An 18,419-nucleotide genomic window follows, 5' to 3' on the forward strand; every position below is an offset into this window, starting at 1 on the left:
GAGCAAAAAGGCTCCTCGCAATGACGAACAACATAAACTATGAGCTTAAAAAACGACCTATTTCTAAAAGCATTAAAAGGTGAGACTGTAGAAAGACCACCAGTGTGGATGATGCGCCAAGCAGGTAGATATTTACCTGAGTTTATGGCAATCAAGGAAAAATATGATTTCTTCACAAGATGTCAGACTCCTGAATTGGCATCTGAAATTACGGTACAACCTATTCGTAGATATGGCATGGATGCCGCTATTCTTTTTAGTGACATTTTAGTGATACCACAGGCCATGAACATTCATGTGGAGATGAAACCGAATTTTGGTCCGTATTTGCCAAATCCTATTCGTAATCAGAAAGATTTGGATAGCGTTATTGTTCCAGATGTTCATGAAACCTTAGGGTATGTAATGGAAGCTATAAAAGCAACCAAAGAAAAGCTGAACGATGAAGTTCCCTTGATCGGTTTTGCAGGTTCCCCTTGGACTATTTTATGCTATTGCGTACAAGGTCAAGGAAGCAAAACGTTCGACAAGGCTAAAGAATTGTGTTTTACACAGCCCGTGGTTGCTCATGAATTGCTTCAAAAAATTACCGATACCACCATTGCCTATTTAAAGGCTAAAGTAGCTGCTGGTGTAAATGCAGTACAGGTATTTGATTCTTGGGGTGGCATGTTATCACCAACGGATTATCAAGAATTTTCTTGGCAGTACATTCAGCAGATTATAGATGCTTTAAAAGACGAGGCTCCGGTCATTGTTTTTGGTAAGGGATGTTGGTTCGCTTTGGGCGATATGGCAAAATCAGGTGCATCTGCATTGGGTGTGGACTGGACCTGCTCGGCAAGAAACGCACGTTATTTAAGTGGTGGCAAAATTACCCTTCAAGGAAATTTTGATCCTGCCAGATTGCTTTCTCCACCGGCAGAAATCAAGAAAATGGTTCACCAAATGATTAACGAGTTTGGCAAGGACAGCTATGTGGTTAATTTAGGGCACGGTATTTTACCCAATGTTCCAGTAGAAAACGCGAAAGCCTTTATTGACGCCGTAAAAGAATATAAGCCGGCTTAATTCCAATCATTTGTAACATATAGCCGAAATTACAGTAGCATCATGAATTCTTTTCAACTACCAGATTTCGAAATCAATCCTATATCTGAGCGAGACGGGTGGCGATTATGTGATTTTTGCTGTGCAAACGAAAATCACTTAAGCAGATTTTTCCCTAGTACACTTGCGTCAAATTTAAATCCGACCCTGTCCAATCTCTTTGTTGAAAAGAAAGTCAGAGAGTTTATTAAACACGAGGAATATCTATTCACCCTAAAAGAGCCTCAAAACCGTAAAATAATAGGGCTGGTGTATGTAAAAGCTATTGATCTTGCTAAAAATGAAGCAGAATTAGCCTATTGTATAGATTATAACCAAGCCAATAAAGGATACACCACTATTGCGGTAGAAACCATTTCTAAATGGGCATTACAAGTACCGAATATGAATACGTTACGGATTCTTGTACACAAAACGAATATTGGTAGCATTAGGGTCGCAGAAAAATGTGGTTATCTTTGGAAAGAAACCTTAAAAAAATCCTTTACCCCACCTAACGAAGAACCGTTAGATATGGAACTTTACGTTTTAGAAAATGAAAGATAAATTTTACGCATACATACAACAACTTCAAGATACGATAACCGCCAAATTAGAAGAAGTAGACGGTAAAGCTACTTTTCAAGAAGATATCTGGAAACGACCGGAAGGTGGTGGTGGTAGAACCCGTGTTATAGAAAATGGGGCAGTGTTTGAAAAAGGAGGGGTAAATATTTCTGGTGTTCATGGCGAATTGCCCGATAGCATGAAGGCATATTTTAAAGTGAAGGAAGGTAATTTCTTTGCATGTGGATTAAGCTTGGTCTTGCACCCAAAAAATCCTATGGTGCCTACCGTTCATGCCAATTGGCGTTATTTTGAATTGTATGATGAGCAAGGTGAAATTGTAGATCAATGGTTTGGTGGTGGTCAGGATCTGACTCCGTATTATCTTTTTGATGAAGATGCCGTTCATTTTCACCAAGTATGCAAAACAGCATGCGACAAACATCAGCCAACATTTTATGATACCTATAAAAAAAGGTGCGATGAGTATTTTTGGAACACCCATAGAAATGAGGCACGTGGACTAGGCGGTTTATTTTTTGACTATTGCAAAGCTACTCCTGAGATGAATATGCAACAGTGGTATGACTTTGTTACGGAAGTTGGCAACAGTTTCCTATCATGTTATGTACCAATCGTTATAAAACGTAAAGACCTTGACTACACCAAGAAACAAAGAGATTGGCAAGAGATTAGAAGAGGAAGATATGTAGAATTTAATCTAGTCCATGACAAAGGAACTTTATTCGGACTAAAGACGAACGGAAGAATAGAAAGTATCTTAATGAGCTTGCCACCGCATGTACAATGGCGTTATGATCACCAACCCGAAAAAGGCAGTGAAGAAGAACGTTTACTACATGTTTTAAAAGCACCAAAAGCATGGGTTTAAGGGTACTGCTTTTTTTGGGTATATGTTGCTCAATTAGCTGGTGTACCGCTCAAAACTCTCATTACAAGGAAGACTTCCCTGATAAAATTACACTTCGACTAGCGTTACAGACAACTTCCAATAGTTTTACGCTTAGAGATAAGATAACACGTAACAAAACGGAGTTTATACCCAATGACAAGAGCTATTTGGGCTTGTCCATTTTATTTCGGTTTTTAGAAGTTGATTTGGGTTATGCCCCCAATTTCCTCTCGGAAAATAAGGATAACGGAGACTCCAAATTAATCACCTTTAATATTAGAACATTCTTTGGGCAGTACATGCAGACCATAGATTATTACAAGCAAAAGGGGTTCTTTATACGCACGCAAGATATTACCTTGCCCATAGATGACTTAAAGACCTTAAAAATAGGCGGAAGTTCTAGCTACATATTTAATCCGGATTTTTCATTTAGAGCCATCGGTTTTCAGAACGAATGGCAAAAACAAAGCGTCGGTAGCTTTATTCCCAGCATAACGTATTACTATACCAAATTTAAATTGGAAGATCCGCTGATAGAGAATCAACTGGAAAAATCGTTCAAAATGGCTATTGGTCCGGGGTACTATTACAACTGGATATTTGACGAAAATTACCTGCTTTCGGCTGGTGCAACCGGTGGTTTAGGTTTCAATTATTCAAGTACGGACGGTGAGAAATCTTTTAACGGCTTGGCACAATTAGTTTTCAGAATGACGGGCGGATATAATTCCGAATCCTTCTTCGGCGGTGTAAATATCAATACGCAATTATTGAGTCATACTTCCGATGAGAATTTTATTTTGGACGATTCCATCAGTTTTTTAGAGTTTTATGTAGGGTATAGATTTGATGCCCCTAAAAAATGGATCGCTAAAGCCGATGAGATAAGTCGTAAATTTGGTATAGAATGATAATCTTTATCCCATGAAGCAAAAAATTTATCAGATCGATGCGTTTACTACCACATTATATGGTGGCAATCCTGCAGCAGTTTGTATTCTTGAAAAATGGTTAGCAAATGATACCATGCAAAAGATAGCCGCTGAAAATAATTTAGCCGAAACTGCTTTTGCCGTTGCCAAAGATGATCATTATGAGTTACGCTGGTTTACACCAGAAGTTGAAGTTGATCTTTGTGGTCATGCCACGTTGGCAACAGCCTTTGTACTCTACAACTACTATGCTTTCAAAGAAAATACCCTACGGTTTATTTCCCCAAGAAGTGGGGAATTATTGGTGCAAAAAGACGACTCGGGTTTGTTAACAATGGACTTCCCTACTGACGTTATAACTTCTGTTACAGAACAACCAAATATCACGGAAGCAATAGGAAAAAAACCTTTGGAAATTTTTAAAGGCAAAACCGATTACATGATTATTTATGAAACCCAGGAGGAAATAGAAGCCATGCAACCAAATTTTCATTTGTTGAACGAGTTGGATTGTAGAGGTGTCATTATTACTGCAAAGGGTAACGATGTAGATTTTGTATCACGCTTTTTTGCTCCGCAATGTGGTATTCCAGAAGATCCTGTTACCGGATCTGCACATACCACCTTAACCCCATATTGGTCAGAGAAATTGAACAAGAAAAAATTAACTGCCAAACAATTGTCTGAGCGTGGTGGCGATTTACAATGTGAATATCATGGAGACCGCGTAAAAATATCGGGTAACGGGGTTTGTTATTTGGTAGGTGAGATTACAACCTAATAATTGAACTAAAAAAAGCCTGCTTTAAATTTAAAACAGGCCGCAACTTAATTTCCATTAAATCAAATTTCTTTAAATAATGCATCAATACGAGCTATTATATCTTCGTAATGGTATTTCGTTACTTTATCTATAGTATTATTTTTAGCGGACCTTAACTTTGTTCTAACGGCTGTTAATTCACCTCTTGCCAAAGCTCTTACATCAGATGTATTAACATCGTAAGAAAGGGCACCTTCAAAACCTGTTCTTACATTCCCGCGTTTTATTTCCTCTTTCATTAAAAACTCCATTCTATCTATATAAGAACGTTGCAAGTTTCTTCTAAACAAATCAACACTTTTATCTCTATAAGATTCTTTCCAAATACCAGCCCTAATATCCGTTAACATTTCTAAAGCACTATAATATTTTTGCTCTCCAAAACTTTCAGCATCTATTAATCTTCCTATACGTTCAAAAGACAAAAGTGAATTTAATTGTCTTACCTGTACCTTTCTTATTTTTTCGGAATATCCTGAATGATCTATATTTTTTAATATATCTTTTTCTAAGAGCCATTTTGGAGTTTGGAACAAATTAACATTTAACCATTTTACCGCTTCCTTTTGTTTGCTAGCATCATAGTGGCTATAAACGACACCTCCCTGTTCAGGAGTTTTTAAATTTTCAAACACCCCACCAACTGTAGTAGTCACATGACCTACATACCTATTGAACACTCCCAATAACTCTCCGTACAATTCTTCCAAATCTTGATAATCATTGGTAATATCCGATGTCCAGTTTGGAAGGTTAGTCATCACATACTTTAAATTATTTATACCATATGTACTAGCCTTAAGTGGATCGTCGCCAATAGCTTCTGTTTGTGATTGAGGGTCAAAACGGCTGCTTTGTCTCCCAAATTTATATTTGGGGTCGTTCGCCTTTTCAATAACCCAAGAATTAAGTACATCCCTTTCATCCTTATCTTCTGAAAACCAGTGATACCCCCAATTGACTGAATAATAATCATATGGTCCAATTTGTCTGATAAAACGAATATTCTCATCACCTGGTTGAGCTATATAATTGTATCTGGCATAATCCATAATACTTGATGCAATTCCATATTTTTGGGTAAATGCTCCATTTCTTAAGGAGTCTACTGGATAAGAAAAGCTCGCTGCCATATTATGTGGAAAACCTAAGGCATGACCAATTTCATGAGCAATTACCATACGCATCATCTCTCCTATCTCCTCTGGATCAGTATTTAAAGTTCTTGCAGAAGGGTTTGCGGCTCCCGTTTCCAATAAATAGCGATTTCTATAGCTTCGTAAATGATTATGGTACCAAATAATATCACTGGAAACAATTTCACCGCTACGCGGGTCAGATACACTTGGTCCAACGGCATTTCTAGTTGTACTGGCCACATAACGTACCATATTGTAACGAACATCCTCTGGACTAAAATCAGGATCTTCTTCTTTTGTAGGAGCCTGTTTAGCTATTATCGCATTCTTAAAACCTGCTGCCTCAAATGGCTTTTGCCATTCTTCTACACCTTGTATTATGTACTTTTGTAAATTCTCTGGAGTACCTGGATCTAAATAATACACTATTGGTTTTACCGGTTCTACTATTTCCCCTCGCTCATAGGCTTGAATATCTTTAGGCTCCATACGCCACCTTCTGATAAAGGTTTTCTGATCTGCTTTAAGTGCTTCACTCCCATAATCATACTGTGAAATGGTAAAAAAGCCTACTCTTGGATCATAAATTCTAGGCTTCATTGGCTTTTTAGGTAGCAAAATCATAGATTGATTCATTTGTAAACTAATAGCCTGTGCTTGCTCTAAGCTAGGTGGTTCAGCAGCTTCATAGGTAAAATCTTGCTTTACTTCTATATTTTCCGGAAAACTATTTACACTATGTATAAAACTTCTAGACCCATCTAATTTTTTTACTTTATACTCTTTTCTCAATTTGGCAGAAAGACCACTAATAGCAGGAATATCAGAATTAAAAAACTTAGTAACATTAACCACAGCAGCTGTAGAATCTGGAGAAAAGGCCTCTATGTCAAAAGCATAAATGGTTGGTTCATAATTATTTACTTTCACCGAACTGCTAATTGCCTTAGTACTATCCGCTACATTTATGAACGATTTGGATTTTAGTAAAATTTTATCCCTGAAACGTATCCAATGAACCACTTGCTCATTAGTTTTGCTACCAGCATTTACATAACCGCCACCAACACCATTTTGTAATTGTGCAATACGGCTAACCCACAACATATCCTGACCTAGTTGGGTGAAAGGTATTTCGTAAAAATAATCGTCTTTTACCCTAAATACTTTAAATACACCTTCATCGGCGACAGCATCTTTAGTAATTACCTTGGTATACGGCTTAATTCCTTTTTTAGCTTTAGGTTCGGCTGTAGTTGTTGATTCAGAATTTTTATTTGATTTTTTTTGGGCGGTGCTGTTTATAGTAAACAGAAAAAGACAACCGCATAAGAATAGTAACTTTTTCATCAATCTAAAAATAAATATTATAACTAAGAGCGTTAACCTTTTTAATAAAACATTATAGAAATTCATTAGAAAAAATAAAATATAACAACCTATTGAACCACTACTTAAATAAACCTCAAACCTGAACCTACCAAATGACAATTTTTAGAACTCATTAAGTTTTAGAAAGTAAGTTAACCACTTCACGTATCTGCACACCTTTAATGTTATTTCCAGGTAATGGTCTTTTTAGATACCTCCTCAAATTGATATTTTAGATGGGCAAATCTAGCCTTTAACAGCACTTTTCTACCTTTTAAGGTTCTCGTAAAAAGTATTTTAGAGCCATCTACATGTGCGTTCCAATGTTTTTGAAAAATCAAAGCTTCGGTTTTGTTTTTAGCTACTTCCTTTGGAACTACGTAGTAATTTCTAATGTTCAACTTTCGCTTAAACCAATTACTGTTTACCAATAGATAACGTGGATTGTCAACGGGCGCTATAATCTCTTCTAAAAGAGAGATAAATACATTACTATCATGTTGGCTAGCATCTTTTAAATAGATAGAAAAAGTTCCTTTTAAATCCTGTTCGGCATGTATGGTAGCCTTTTTAGATTCAAAGTACGGAGTCTTATCATCTAGCAAATACCCCAACACCGCTTTTGCTATCTTCTTTGTTTTCTTGTATTGATTGCCAAATAGAAAGTAAAGCTTTAATGCTTTAAATGTTTTGGGTCCAAAACCAAGAAGAAGGGCTGCGCAGAATATATAAAAAACCTGCAAAATGCCTTTGCCCAAAACGGCACCCATATTTTTAATTAAAAATTCAGGAACAAACATAGACACCCCTAAAACTACTTCTAGCATCACATACTTACCTGCATTTAAGGCATGTAATTTTTTTGTTTTGGCAAAAGGCTGATCACCGGCAGATGGTATCTTAAGTTCGCGCACCAAAATGGAGCCTTTTTCAATGGCGTGATTCCATCTATATGCAAAGTCAGATTTCTGTTGTGCCGTTTCTAGCATTTCTGCGTTAATCGTTGCTAAATGGGTAGTTTCATTCCATTTCGGAGGCAATACCAATCGGTCTATTCCGTTAGAAATATAAATTTCATCACGAAGCGACACCCCTGTAAAGGCTTCAAAACGTTGCTGCAGTTTTTCCATGTCTTTACCACCATCGGTAGCAGTTGGGTCCAAACAGGCCAAATGCCATATAGTACCTGTTTTATCAGGATTATTTGCATCTACACGAATGGCGCGACCTCGCATTTGATTGGAAGAAACAAAAGAACCTACATAAGACGCCAAGATCAAGGTATTAATACAAGGAGCATCCCATCCTTCGCCTAGAAAAGCTTTTGTACCGATCAAGGTTTTTATTGCTCCATCTTGAAATAACTGCGTAATAGACTCTGCTATTTTATGTTTAAGAGTATCGGGCACTTGTATAAAAAGATACCCTTCAGCACCCTCAACAACCTGCACCTGCAGCTTTTCAATAGCTAAAAGCGCTTTTAAATTTGGCAAAACAGTTTCATGCAATAGCACCAATGACCCTGTTAACACACCAAGTTGTGTATGATTACTTTGCTTGGCCAAAATGTATTTGAAAATAGGCACTACCCCAAGCTTGTTTAAAGCTTTAGTATCGCTTCCTTCAAAATTTAAAAACTCCTTTCGGATAAAATCAGCCAAAATGACCGTTCTAGTAGTATCGCCCAAATTGGCATTGGTACTTTTTACAATTTGATAAATACTTTCAAGCTTGCTAGGGCTATTGGATAAGTTTCTATACAAAACCTCATCACCAACAAAATTTACCCGCTTATTTTCGAGAACCCCTATACGCTTTAGTTCCTTTTCCAAAGGCAATAAAATTGCTTCAAGAGCACTAAATGCTTCCCGCTGATCCACCAATAAATGCTGTAACAATGCTTCTGACCATTCATAGGTAAAACTGGGAAAGTTTACATCGTTGTTAGAAAAACCAAGAATTTTTAAGTTCTGCTCATTTACGGCATAACCACAAGCATTCAGATAAATAATAACCGAACTGAAAAAAGTAGGGTTTTGATAGATATATTCCAAAGATTCCTTTGGGTGTACATAGAAGTCCTGAGTGATCAATGCTTCTTGTAACTCCTTATTTGTAAGTAGTTGATTGGTAAAATTTAAAATCTGCTCACGGTAGTTTACAATGTATTTGATCTGTGCCTCCTCAGGCTTGGAGAAATACACAAAATCTTGATGCGGACAAAGGTCTCCGTTCTTAATAAGATCAGGTACTGCAATTTCATCATCAATAGGACCGCATAAACTAAAATAACGATTGATTTCAGTTGTAGAACTATCGTAAGGCGGAGTTGCGGTCAACGAGACCACCGTTAGACCTTCTATTTGCTTTAAATGATAAAGGCATTGCCACCATTCATTTTTAAGGTGATGCGCCTCATCTAAAACCAAGGTTTTAATGCCATGGGATTTGATAAAATCTAACAGCTGTTGTTTCTCATTTTCATCAAAAGACTTGGTTAAGGCAAATAACGACTGATAAGTTGAAAAAGTAATTAAGCTAGGTTTTTTTAGGTCTAAGGAATACTGATCAAAATCTTCATGAACCGCAAAAAAATCTAATAACCGAGAACGCCATTGGTTACGTATGGTCAATGTAGGCGCCAAAACCAAAGTTGGTTTACCTATACGAATTAGAATTTCTAAGCCAAGTATGGTTTTACCCGATCCCGGTGGTGCAACAACATGTAAATGCTCGTCTTTAATATGGCTTTGAAAACCATCCAAAAATTTTTGTTGATAGCTACGCCATGTATATTTGAACTTTAATAGTTCTCTGAATTTTTGCATCAAGAATCAATTATCGGCTAAGCCCATAAAAATAAGTAATAACCACTGTAGCTATTCTTCAAATTCCCCTATTTTTGTAAAACTTCAAGAGATGCACGTTTTATGGCATAACAACTAAGGCTTTAAAGCGATTGAATTTAAATATTCGAATATGGCAAAAAAAGGCAAGGCCAAAAACACGTTGAACAAAGCAAAGCATGCCAAGCTCATGGATAGAAAGAAGAACAAATTGAAGAAGGAAGCTGCACTAAGAAAAGAACGGTTAAAGAGCATCATTAAAAAAAGTCAAGAATCTAAAAAATAAAGGAAACAAAAAATAGAATTATGTACCCACTTATACGCCCCAGAAGATTAAGAAGTTCAGAAGCTATACGCAGTTTGGTTCGTGAAACCATTATTTCACCAAACGATTTTTTAGTACCGTTATTTGTAGTGGAAGGTAAGGGAATTAAGGAAGAAATACCTTCTATGCCCAATTATTACCGACTTAGTTTAGATAATTTGACCAAAGAAGTGAAAGAGCTTTGGAAAATGGGTTTACATTCGGTGCTATTATTTGTTAAAGTTCCAGATAACTTAAAGGATAACAAAGGTTCTGAGGCCTTAAATGAAAACGGATTAATGCAATTGGCGATCAAAACCGTAAAAAATGCATGTCCTGAAATGTTGGTGATGACAGATGTTGCCCTGGATCCCTACTCCTCTTACGGTCATGATGGTATTGTAGCCGATGGCGAAATATTGAACGACGAAAGTATTGAGGTCTTGACCGAAATGAGCGTATCCCATGCCAAGGCAGGTGCAGATTTTGTTGCCCCTAGTGATATGATGGACGGTCGTATTCTCAGCATTCGTGAAGCATTGGAAGACGAAGGTTACTTAAATACCGGTATTATGGCTTACAGCGCTAAATACGCCAGTGCTTTTTACGGTCCGTTTAGGGATGCCTTGGATTCCGCCCCTGTAGATATCAAAAATGTACCTAAGGATAAAAAGACCTATCAAATGGATTATGCGAATCGGTTTGAAGCTATTCGAGAAACGCAGTTGGATATTGATGAAGGTGCGGATATCGTGATGGTAAAACCAGGATTGTGCTATTTGGATATTGTTCGTGAAATTAAAAATGAGGTTGATGTTCCCGTTGCCGTATACCAAGTTTCAGGTGAATATGCTATGGTAAAAGCAGCCGCAGAAAAAGGATGGTTAGATCATGATGCCGTATTGATGGAACAATTGACCGCAATTAAAAGAGCGGGTGCCAATATTATAGCTAGTTACTTTGCCAAAGATGCCGTTAAATTGTTAGGTTAAAGAATAGTTTACATGCGTAATTATTTATATATACTTTTCGGTTTATTTTACGCTGTTGGCTTTGCACAGGTTGAGCGCACTACACCGTTGCTGCTTCCGGTGGGTTCTCGTTTACAAGAATCTTCCTTCAAGGCCTACGCATTGGATTCTGCCTTTGTATATCGCAAGGTAGATAGTATTATAACAAATGGTATAAAGAATAACGCTTTCCCTGGTGCACAGGTTTTAGTGGCTAAAGAAGGAAACATCATTTTTCACCATGCCTACGGATTTCATACCTATGACAGCATTCAGCCTGTTGCATTGGATGATATTTATGATCTAGCATCGGTCACCAAAATATTAGGTCCCTTACCTGCCATCATGAAATTGGTAGATGAGGGCAAGTTGGATTTAGATGAACCTTTTAGCACCTATTGGAAACCTTGGAAAAGGCATAAAGACAAAAGAAACATAACGCTACGGGAGATTTTGGCGCATCAAGCGGGGTTAGCACCTTACATTGTATTCTTAAGCAAGACCTTAAAAAATAACGGTCGGTTTAAAAATAGGTTCCTTCGTAATAAAGCAAATCGCCACTTCAGCAATAGGGCTTTTGAAGACATCTATGTTAAAAATAGATTCAACCGAAAAATGTATCGCATCATCAATCGTTCTGAAGTAGCTGCTGACAAAAAATATAAATATTCCGGTTTATCATTTCTCATTTTTCCAGAACTGATATCTCAACTAACGGGCATGCCCTACGAGCAATATTTGGAGGAGCAATTTTATAAACCACTTGGTATGAAAACCTTCGGGTTCTTACCCAGCACCAAGAACTTTAGCAACAACATTGTACCTACCGAGATAGATACCCTATACAGACATACCCTAACGCAAGGTTGGGTGCATGATGAAAATGCATCGCTCCTAGGCGGTATTTCAGGGAATGCCGGTCTATTTGGTACAGCGCAAGATTTAGCGATCATTATGCAAATGTATGTACAGGGCGGCCTTTTCAATGGCAAGCAGTACCTCTCCAAGAACACCGTGCAAGAATTTACAAGTGTACAATATCCTGCAAATGATAATAGGCGAGGTTTAGGTTTTGACAAGCCTTATTTAAAAAATGATCAGTTTACCCTGGCAAATGCCTATCCGGCGCCAGAAGTGAGTGCCACCAGTTTTGGTCATAGCGGCTTTACCGGCACTTTTGTTTGGGCAGATCCGGAACATCAATTAGTATATATTTTTCTATCGAACAGGGTATTTCCAACCCGTGAAAACCGTAATATTTACGACCTAAATATACGCCCCGCCATTCAACAAATATTTTATAGCGCATTTGATAGATCAAAACAGCACGATCATTAGTATATTTATCAATATCTTAGATTTCTAAAACAACCCTATGGGCTTACTTATATTTTACGCATTCATATCCATTTTTTTCTCGTTCCTGTGTTCTATTCTAGAAGCAGTATTACTGAGTATTACCCCAACGTTCATCAATGTAAAAATGAAGGAGGGCAAAAGCTATGCAACAACGCTAGAGGCATTGAAAAAAGATGTGGATCAACCCTTGATCGCTATTTTGACCATCAATACCATTGCCCACACCGTAGGTGCAATTTTGGTAGGTGTACAGGCAAAAGCGGCGTATGCGGAGCTGTACGGTAGTGAAACCAGTTCTATTTTTGGCATAGAATTTACTGAGGATGTTATGGTAGGTGTGGTATCTACCATCATGACCATACTTATTCTTGTAGCCTCTGAAATAATACCGAAGACCATTGGGGCAACCTACTGGAAACAATTGGCGAATTTTTCTACCAAGGCATTGAACATTATGGTGCTGGGGCTTAAATACACCGGTCTACTTTGGTTGTTGCGCCTATTTACCAAAATGGTAGGCGGTGGCAATCACCATGGCAGTGTATTGAGTCGCGAAGATTTCCATGCCATGACAGATATGGCACATGAAGAAGGTGTGTTTGAAAAATCGGAATCTACCATCATCAAAAACCTATTGAAATTCGATGAAGTATTGGTGAAGGATATTATGACACCACGTGCCGTCATGAAAATTGCATCCGATGAAAAGACCATTGCAGATTTCTTTGAGGACAACCCTAAACTACGCTTCTCTAGAATACCCGTGTATACGGACAAAATAGATAACATTACCGGTTTTGTTCTTAAGGACAACGTTCTTGAAGAGATGATCAATAAGAACGGTGACATTCCTTTAAAGGAGATCAAACGAGAAATCCTGGTTACACGTAGAAGCACGCCTATCCCTACTTTGTTTGAGATATTCATTCAAAAGCGTGAAGCCATTGCCCTTGTAGTGGATGAATATGGCTCCGTAAGTGGTTTGGTCACTATGGAAGATGTTATAGAAACCCTACTGGGACTTGAAATCATGGACGAGAGCGATAATATTGCCGATCTGCAGAGTCTTGCCCGAAAAAACTGGGAAACACGTGCAAAAGCCACGGGAGTGATTGAAAAACCCACGTCGCCGGACGAATAATTGGGAACATGGAGGATATTGCGTACATAAAAACCCCTTTAGGCGTTGCCAAAATTGTAGGCGATGCGGAAGGAGTGTCCGCCATTACCGTACTCAACTTCGATGAACCTTTAACCGATGTGATTCCGGAATCCTTAGAAGATGCCGTGTACCAACTCAACGAATATTTTGAGGGGGCAAGAACCGAGTTCAATTTGACCTTGAACCCCGTGGGTACAGAATTTCAAAAGAAGGTTTGGGTAGAATTACAGAACATACCCTACGGGAAATCAAAATCCTATTTAGAATTGGCAAAGGCGTTGGGAGATCCCAATGCAACCCGTGCCGCAGCATCTGCAAATGCCAGAAATCCGTTATGGATCGTAGTGCCCTGCCACCGAGTGATCGGTACCGATGGTTCACTTACCGGTTACGCCGGCGGTCTACACAGAAAACAGTGGTTATTGAACCACGAAAGCCCCGTAAAACAGCAAAGTTTGTTTTAAATCAGCTTCTTTATTTCATCAAAAAACAAACTACTTGGTTTGTTCCATACCCAAAAAACTCGTTTAACTTCATACATCTAGTATTTTATCGATACAATTGTGATTGCTGTCGTTACTTTCTGTAACTCTAAACCCTCTTTACAAGCAAAAAACAGACTGGTTGGTTGGTTCGCTGTTTTTAGTCATTTCTTAGGTAGACTCGATCAATTTATGGTGATTATGGTTTACAGTATTGGAATATGAGGTGATATTTGTAGGTTTATTCTTAAGTAGTATATTAGTGATGAATTCTACAAATCAATTATATAAATACTCATGAATATTTGAGCATATATGTAATTGAACTTATGCATGATCGTTAAAATTAATTATGAAACTATCTCAATACCTATTCATCATTCTATCTTTAATTCTTGTCTCTTGCACCAATGACAAGGATGAAATAGAGAGTGTCTATCTAGAATATAAAAATGCTCTTAAAATAGACGATGGGCAAAAAATTGTCAATCTTCTGGACAAGAGTTCTCATGTATATCTTAAAAACTTACATGCTAAAATCATTTCATCCGATTCTTTTGAAATATCAAAAATAAAATATATAGATAGGTTTAATATACTTTCAGCAAGATCACTATTACCAAACGACTCCTTATTAAGCCTCAAAACAATAGATTTATTTGAAACTTTATTTTCAAATGGTCGTTTTGAATATCAAAAAACTCTTTTCAGAGATTATCATATTATGAAAACAAGTTTCAATGGAAATAAAGGAGTTCTCACACTGAATAATGGGCTAAAATTTGATTTTAACAAAGAAAATGATGAATGGAAAATTAACTATAAATCCATTAACGACTCAAAAAATGATGTTATTAAAGAAACTTTGAGTTTTATTAATGTAAACAACCTGCAGAAACATAATACCAACGCGATAAATACTGTTTTACTTAGAGAAATTGGAAATAAAACTACCAAACCATTCAATTTGCTTTTTTGGCCCTTACATAATAGTGTAGACGATTTATATTTTAATTATCACTTTTCCGAAAACCTTGAATGTGACCAAAACCAAACTTGGGCCTCAGTTAATAGACCAAGAATATTGTTTTTTTTATCTGATTCTGAATTGGATAAACAATTTTATTCAACATTTAGGGAGAGTATTGAGTTTAGAAAATTCTGTAAAAATGTTTATAGTGTGACAGCATTAACTAAAGATTGTTTTGCCGGTAACACATACTTTAAAAAATTTAATATCAGAACTGTACCTCGCATAATTGTACTAAATGAAGATAACGAAGTGATTCAAGAATCAGGAGGCTATTTTATTACCCCTGAAATGTTCATTCAAAATATAGACAAATCTGGTGAAATCAATTACGATATATCAAAAATTCAGAAAAAGGCTAATGCTGAAAAATAGGCTTTGTTCTTATGTAACGGTAATTAACTAACATAACAAATACTTTCGGTTTGTACCAAGGTGAAAATTACTCAGAATATAAGAGTTATTTACCTTAAACGTTCACTGATAAAGAATATCTGGGATTCAAATATAACCTTTAAAAAACAGGCGATATGAAACAAAAATTAATATTCGGAATTGCCGCTATCTTGTTTTTAAACCTTGTATCGTGTGAATCTGATGAGCCTGTTGGTAAATGGGACGACAGTATTAAGCTTTCAAAAAAAGAAGTAAATTTTAGTGCACAATCAGATTCTGTGATTATAACAACTGAAGGCACTTGGTGGTGGGTTAGTGAAGTTTCCCTGAATGGAAAAATGCTAGACTTAGATGGCATTGACACAACAAAGGAAAATTTCACCATTGAAAAAACGGAATTCTCTTTTGAAAGAAAAAACTCAACGGAGATTTTTATTTCAATGCAACCGAACCCAACTGAATCTGAAAGGATTCTAATAATTGGACTACAAGATGGCAATTATTTTGATGGCATAAAGATTTTGCAATCAGGAAATTAAAAATACGGTATAAAATAACAGTAACCGTTGTACAAGCTATTGATTAGAAATTAATACGATTGCCTCTTCAAGGGGCTTCTTTGGCCTGTTAGTAGTTGAACGTCAATTTTCAGTACACCTAAGGAGAACTATTCAGGTATTGAACCAGGTCAAGCTTCCAACATACTTATCTAATTTTTCCATTTAAATGGTTCCGATACAATTACGATTGCTGTCGTTACTTTCAACAAATTACAACCCATTTTACGATCAAAAACCGACTACTTGGACGGTTCGTTATTTTAAAGGCAATTCGCTTCAAATTTCTATAATTGACTCATTACTATGATAAAATTTATAGCTTTTATGGTTTCCCGTAATGGAGATTAAGATGATTATTGTAGGTTTATTCTTTAATACTATATTAGTGAACAGAAAAACAATTGTACATATTCCGCTATATTGGAGAATATGTGCAATTGTGTACATACACAATAGTTAGCAAACATTAAAACCAACAATGAGATTAAGAACTATTAGACACAAAATTGAGGAGATTTTACCTGAATTAGAAGTTAATGCTACTAAAAGAAATTCTTCACCACCTACATTTCAATTAACGAATCCTGAAGATTTGAAATATGCGGTTTTGGAAATTGAAGAATTGGACTTGGTGCCTGATTTGTTAAGTGAGCTTCAAGACCAAAGTTTTTATAGTTTTAATGGAGATAACCTTATAATTCAACAGCAAGAATATAATGTGCTGAATAAAACGATTCCTCAATTAAAAATTATTTTAGAAGCAACAGCTGAATCAATTGAAAAAGCGCAAAATCACGAAATAGATAGTGCTTTGGTTATTAGTATAAGAATTCCAGAGATTTCTGATTTTGAGGAATTAGAGAAAGTAAGTTCTAAACTAACAAAAATTTTTGGTCAAACATTATTATCTAATGAAATTGAAGGTGGATTTAAAATTATAGGTTTTGACTCTGGTTCAAACTGGATTGATATTCTTGCAACTTCTACAGCGATTGTTCAAACTATTGGAGGACTTGCGTGGTCAGGTGCAGTTGTTTTCAAAAAACTACAAGAAGGTCTATTAGTGCAACAAAAGGTTAGAGAAATGAAAATTTCTAATAATGCAATTGAGGAAGTTGTTGAAAAGTCAAAAGAAGGCGTAAATGAAATTGCTGAAAAAGAAGCTCAATTTATTTATAACAAATATTTTTCAGGCAAAGACCCAGAACAAATTGCTCGAATAAAAATGGCTCTAAAAGAAATTGCTGATTTGTACAATAAAGGAGGAACAATTAAGCCATCTTTAGAAGCTTCCGAGGAAGTTGCAGAGGAATTCCCAGACATCTCTGAACTTCCAAGTATTGAATCTAAAGTTAAAAAAATCGAACAAACGAAAAAGAAATAACGTTTGCTAACAACGTATACAAAAAATAGCGCGAGTCGCTGCTAACAAAAAGGTTCAGGCATTTTTGCGAAGTCGCCAAATTTTTAAATTTGACGATTTCCAAGTAAAAATAAATAGTAAAATTTAAAAATTCGGCTTGTGTTTTATCCGAAAAGTTATCGCTTATTTTTAGCGCTACTTTTCATATACCAAACCGTTAGCAACTATTAAAACAAACCTGCATATGAAAATTAAACATCTATTTACAGACAGAAAAATATATGACTTAACAAGTTCTTATATCTCGTCATTAGAGAGTAAAATAAAGAAAATGACTCGTTCGGATTTTAATAATTCGACAATTGAGGAGCTGACAGAAAAGTTAAGAGCAGAATTTGAAATTTCAATTCCAGAATTATCTAAAGACGAGATTTACACAAAACAACCAAAAGATATCAAAATAACTGTGGGAAGAAGAGGTGTTTATGGCGGAGGAACAACAAAAGTAGATGGAACTGAATTTACGTTTGTTATCCCATTTAAAGGCGACTCATACTATTTTGGAATTACACCAACAAAATTTTTGAGTGTTGTACCATATGGAAATGCTGGAAATAATGAAATCTCAATTAGTTACGAAGTCCCAAATGGACGAGATAGTTCTGGATTGAGAGCGGAATTTGATAACAATCTTGCTACAATCGAGAAATATTTAGATTTTTTAGATAGTGATTTTAAACAGTTCAACAATCAATTAGCAAGTGGAATAACTACTTTTTTAGAAAGAAGAAAAGCGAAGTTAGATAGTGACGATGAAACAGCAAGCGGATTTGGATTTCCAGTAAAATAACAGTTGCTAACAATTGCTATTACAGGCATATTCTGAAAATTCCATAGGAATTTTCAGAATATAGTATACTTACAAAAGTCCGTGTTAACCTACGCAACTGTTCATAGGTACTGTGTCAAAAAACAAGTTTTTTCTTTAATAATTTAGGAAACAGATTGATTTATCAAGTTGTTATCCCGCGCAGCAAGGGCTTCATGCTTTTGCTGCTTTTTTATTTCAA

16 protein-coding genes are annotated in these 18,419 nt (G+C 36.3%); 14 read left to right on the forward strand and 2 right to left on the reverse strand.

The genetic code is table 11. The features are described from left to right. Nucleotides 1-39: 39 nt before the first annotated feature. The 5 genes from hemE to VBZ51_RS05045 are packed head-to-tail and all read left to right on the forward strand — an operon-like array spanning nucleotide 40 to nucleotide 4,285. On the forward strand, nucleotides 40-1,071 hold the full coding sequence (hemE, locus tag VBZ51_RS05025; RefSeq protein ID WP_058104437.1) for a uroporphyrinogen decarboxylase: 1,032 nt from the start codon (nucleotides 40-42) through the stop codon (nucleotides 1,069-1,071). Nucleotides 1,072-1,113: 42 nt separating this feature from the next. Then, nucleotides 1,114-1,656 (forward strand): GNAT family N-acetyltransferase, encoded by a 543-nt coding sequence (locus tag VBZ51_RS05030; RefSeq protein WP_058104438.1) that lies wholly within the window; start codon nucleotides 1,114-1,116, stop codon nucleotides 1,654-1,656. Then, complete coding sequence (hemF, locus tag VBZ51_RS05035; RefSeq protein ID WP_058104439.1) at nucleotides 1,646-2,548, forward strand: oxygen-dependent coproporphyrinogen oxidase; 903 nt, start codon at nucleotides 1,646-1,648, stop codon at nucleotides 2,546-2,548. The genes VBZ51_RS05030 and hemF overlap by 11 nt, the downstream gene beginning before the upstream one ends. Next, nucleotides 2,539-3,483: a DUF4421 family protein gene (locus VBZ51_RS05040; protein WP_058104440.1), complete on the forward strand. Its 945-nt coding sequence runs from the start codon at nucleotides 2,539-2,541 to the stop codon at nucleotides 3,481-3,483. The genes hemF and VBZ51_RS05040 overlap by 10 nt, the downstream gene beginning before the upstream one ends. A 13-nt stretch (nucleotides 3,484-3,496) precedes the next feature. Continuing rightward, nucleotides 3,497-4,285: a PhzF family phenazine biosynthesis protein gene (locus tag VBZ51_RS05045; RefSeq protein ID WP_058104441.1), complete on the forward strand. Its 789-nt coding sequence runs from the start codon at nucleotides 3,497-3,499 to the stop codon at nucleotides 4,283-4,285. 62 nt (nucleotides 4,286-4,347) lie between these two features. Here VBZ51_RS05045 and VBZ51_RS05050 read toward each other — a convergent pair whose 3' ends face one another. Then, complete coding sequence (locus VBZ51_RS05050) at nucleotides 4,348-6,816, reverse strand: zinc-dependent metalloprotease (protein ID WP_058104442.1); 2,469 nt, start codon at nucleotides 6,814-6,816, stop codon at nucleotides 4,348-4,350. Nucleotides 6,817-7,022: 206 nt separating this feature from the next. Continuing rightward, nucleotides 7,023-9,665: a DEAD/DEAH box helicase family protein gene (locus tag VBZ51_RS05055; RefSeq protein WP_058104443.1), complete on the reverse strand. Its 2,643-nt coding sequence runs from the start codon at nucleotides 9,663-9,665 to the stop codon at nucleotides 7,023-7,025. A gap of 151 nt (nucleotides 9,666-9,816) precedes the next feature. Here VBZ51_RS05055 and VBZ51_RS05060 point away from each other — a divergent pair, with 151 nt between their 5' ends. From VBZ51_RS05060 to VBZ51_RS05100, 9 genes are all read left to right on the forward strand, one after another. Continuing rightward, a complete protein-coding gene (locus VBZ51_RS05060; RefSeq protein WP_167342549.1) occupies nucleotides 9,817-9,969 on the forward strand; it encodes a hypothetical protein in 153 nt (50 codons plus the stop codon). A gap of 20 nt (nucleotides 9,970-9,989) precedes the next feature. After that, nucleotides 9,990-10,979, forward strand: coding sequence for a porphobilinogen synthase (gene hemB, locus VBZ51_RS05065; RefSeq protein ID WP_058104444.1), 990 nt, complete (start codon nucleotides 9,990-9,992; stop codon nucleotides 10,977-10,979). Between the two features lie 12 nt (nucleotides 10,980-10,991). Then, nucleotides 10,992-12,335 (forward strand): serine hydrolase domain-containing protein, encoded by a 1,344-nt coding sequence (locus VBZ51_RS05070; protein ID WP_058104445.1) that lies wholly within the window; start codon nucleotides 10,992-10,994, stop codon nucleotides 12,333-12,335. Between the two features lie 37 nt (nucleotides 12,336-12,372). Continuing rightward, nucleotides 12,373-13,497: a CNNM domain-containing protein gene (locus VBZ51_RS05075; RefSeq protein ID WP_058104446.1), complete on the forward strand. Its 1,125-nt coding sequence runs from the start codon at nucleotides 12,373-12,375 to the stop codon at nucleotides 13,495-13,497. Between the two features lie 8 nt (nucleotides 13,498-13,505). Then, nucleotides 13,506-13,982 (forward strand): methylated-DNA--[protein]-cysteine S-methyltransferase, encoded by a 477-nt coding sequence (locus VBZ51_RS05080; RefSeq protein WP_416576249.1) that lies wholly within the window; start codon nucleotides 13,506-13,508, stop codon nucleotides 13,980-13,982. Between the two features lie 370 nt (nucleotides 13,983-14,352). Next, complete coding sequence (locus VBZ51_RS05085; protein ID WP_058104448.1) at nucleotides 14,353-15,405, forward strand: hypothetical protein; 1,053 nt, start codon at nucleotides 14,353-14,355, stop codon at nucleotides 15,403-15,405. A 155-nt stretch (nucleotides 15,406-15,560) separates the two neighbouring features. Continuing rightward, the gene (locus tag VBZ51_RS05090; protein WP_058104449.1) at nucleotides 15,561-15,965 is read left to right on the forward strand and encodes a hypothetical protein; all 405 of its coding nucleotides are present in this window, start codon (nucleotides 15,561-15,563) and stop codon (nucleotides 15,963-15,965) included. Between the two features lie 499 nt (nucleotides 15,966-16,464). Next, complete coding sequence (locus VBZ51_RS05095) at nucleotides 16,465-17,370, forward strand: hypothetical protein (protein WP_058104450.1); 906 nt, start codon at nucleotides 16,465-16,467, stop codon at nucleotides 17,368-17,370. A gap of 223 nt (nucleotides 17,371-17,593) precedes the next feature. Then, nucleotides 17,594-18,199, forward strand: coding sequence for a hypothetical protein (locus tag VBZ51_RS05100; protein ID WP_157490884.1), 606 nt, complete (start codon nucleotides 17,594-17,596; stop codon nucleotides 18,197-18,199). Nucleotides 18,200-18,419 lie beyond the last annotated feature (220 nt).

Source organism: Maribacter sp. HS (assembly GCF_048059195.1).
Classification (GTDB): Bacteria; Bacteroidota; Bacteroidia; order Flavobacteriales; family Flavobacteriaceae; genus Maribacter; species Maribacter dokdonensis.

Bases quoted from the DNA above. Each gene is read 5' to 3' on its own strand.
- hemE (WP_058104437.1), top strand. From the start codon at position 40: ATGAGCTTAAAAAACGACCTATTTCTAAAAGCATTAAAAGGTGAGACT.
- VBZ51_RS05030 (WP_058104438.1), top strand. From the start codon at position 1,114: ATGAATTCTTTTCAACTACCAGATTTCGAAATCAATCCTATATCTGAG.
- hemF (WP_058104439.1), top strand. From the start codon at position 1,646: ATGAAAGATAAATTTTACGCATACATACAACAACTTCAAGATACGATA.
- VBZ51_RS05040 (WP_058104440.1), top strand. From the start codon at position 2,539: ATGGGTTTAAGGGTACTGCTTTTTTTGGGTATATGTTGCTCAATTAGC.
- VBZ51_RS05045 (WP_058104441.1), top strand. From the start codon at position 3,497: ATGAAGCAAAAAATTTATCAGATCGATGCGTTTACTACCACATTATAT.
- VBZ51_RS05050 (WP_058104442.1), bottom strand. From the start codon at position 6,816: ATGAAAAAGTTACTATTCTTATGCGGTTGTCTTTTTCTGTTTACTATA.
- VBZ51_RS05055 (WP_058104443.1), bottom strand. From the start codon at position 9,665: ATGCAAAAATTCAGAGAACTATTAAAGTTCAAATATACATGGCGTAGC.
- VBZ51_RS05060 (WP_167342549.1), top strand. From the start codon at position 9,817: ATGGCAAAAAAAGGCAAGGCCAAAAACACGTTGAACAAAGCAAAGCAT.
- hemB (WP_058104444.1), top strand. From the start codon at position 9,990: ATGTACCCACTTATACGCCCCAGAAGATTAAGAAGTTCAGAAGCTATA.
- VBZ51_RS05070 (WP_058104445.1), top strand. From the start codon at position 10,992: ATGCGTAATTATTTATATATACTTTTCGGTTTATTTTACGCTGTTGGC.
- VBZ51_RS05075 (WP_058104446.1), top strand. From the start codon at position 12,373: ATGGGCTTACTTATATTTTACGCATTCATATCCATTTTTTTCTCGTTC.
- VBZ51_RS05080 (WP_416576249.1), top strand. From the start codon at position 13,506: ATGGAGGATATTGCGTACATAAAAACCCCTTTAGGCGTTGCCAAAATT.
- VBZ51_RS05085 (WP_058104448.1), top strand. From the start codon at position 14,353: ATGAAACTATCTCAATACCTATTCATCATTCTATCTTTAATTCTTGTC.
- VBZ51_RS05090 (WP_058104449.1), top strand. From the start codon at position 15,561: ATGAAACAAAAATTAATATTCGGAATTGCCGCTATCTTGTTTTTAAAC.
- VBZ51_RS05095 (WP_058104450.1), top strand. From the start codon at position 16,465: ATGAGATTAAGAACTATTAGACACAAAATTGAGGAGATTTTACCTGAA.
- VBZ51_RS05100 (WP_157490884.1), top strand. From the start codon at position 17,594: ATGAAAATTAAACATCTATTTACAGACAGAAAAATATATGACTTAACA.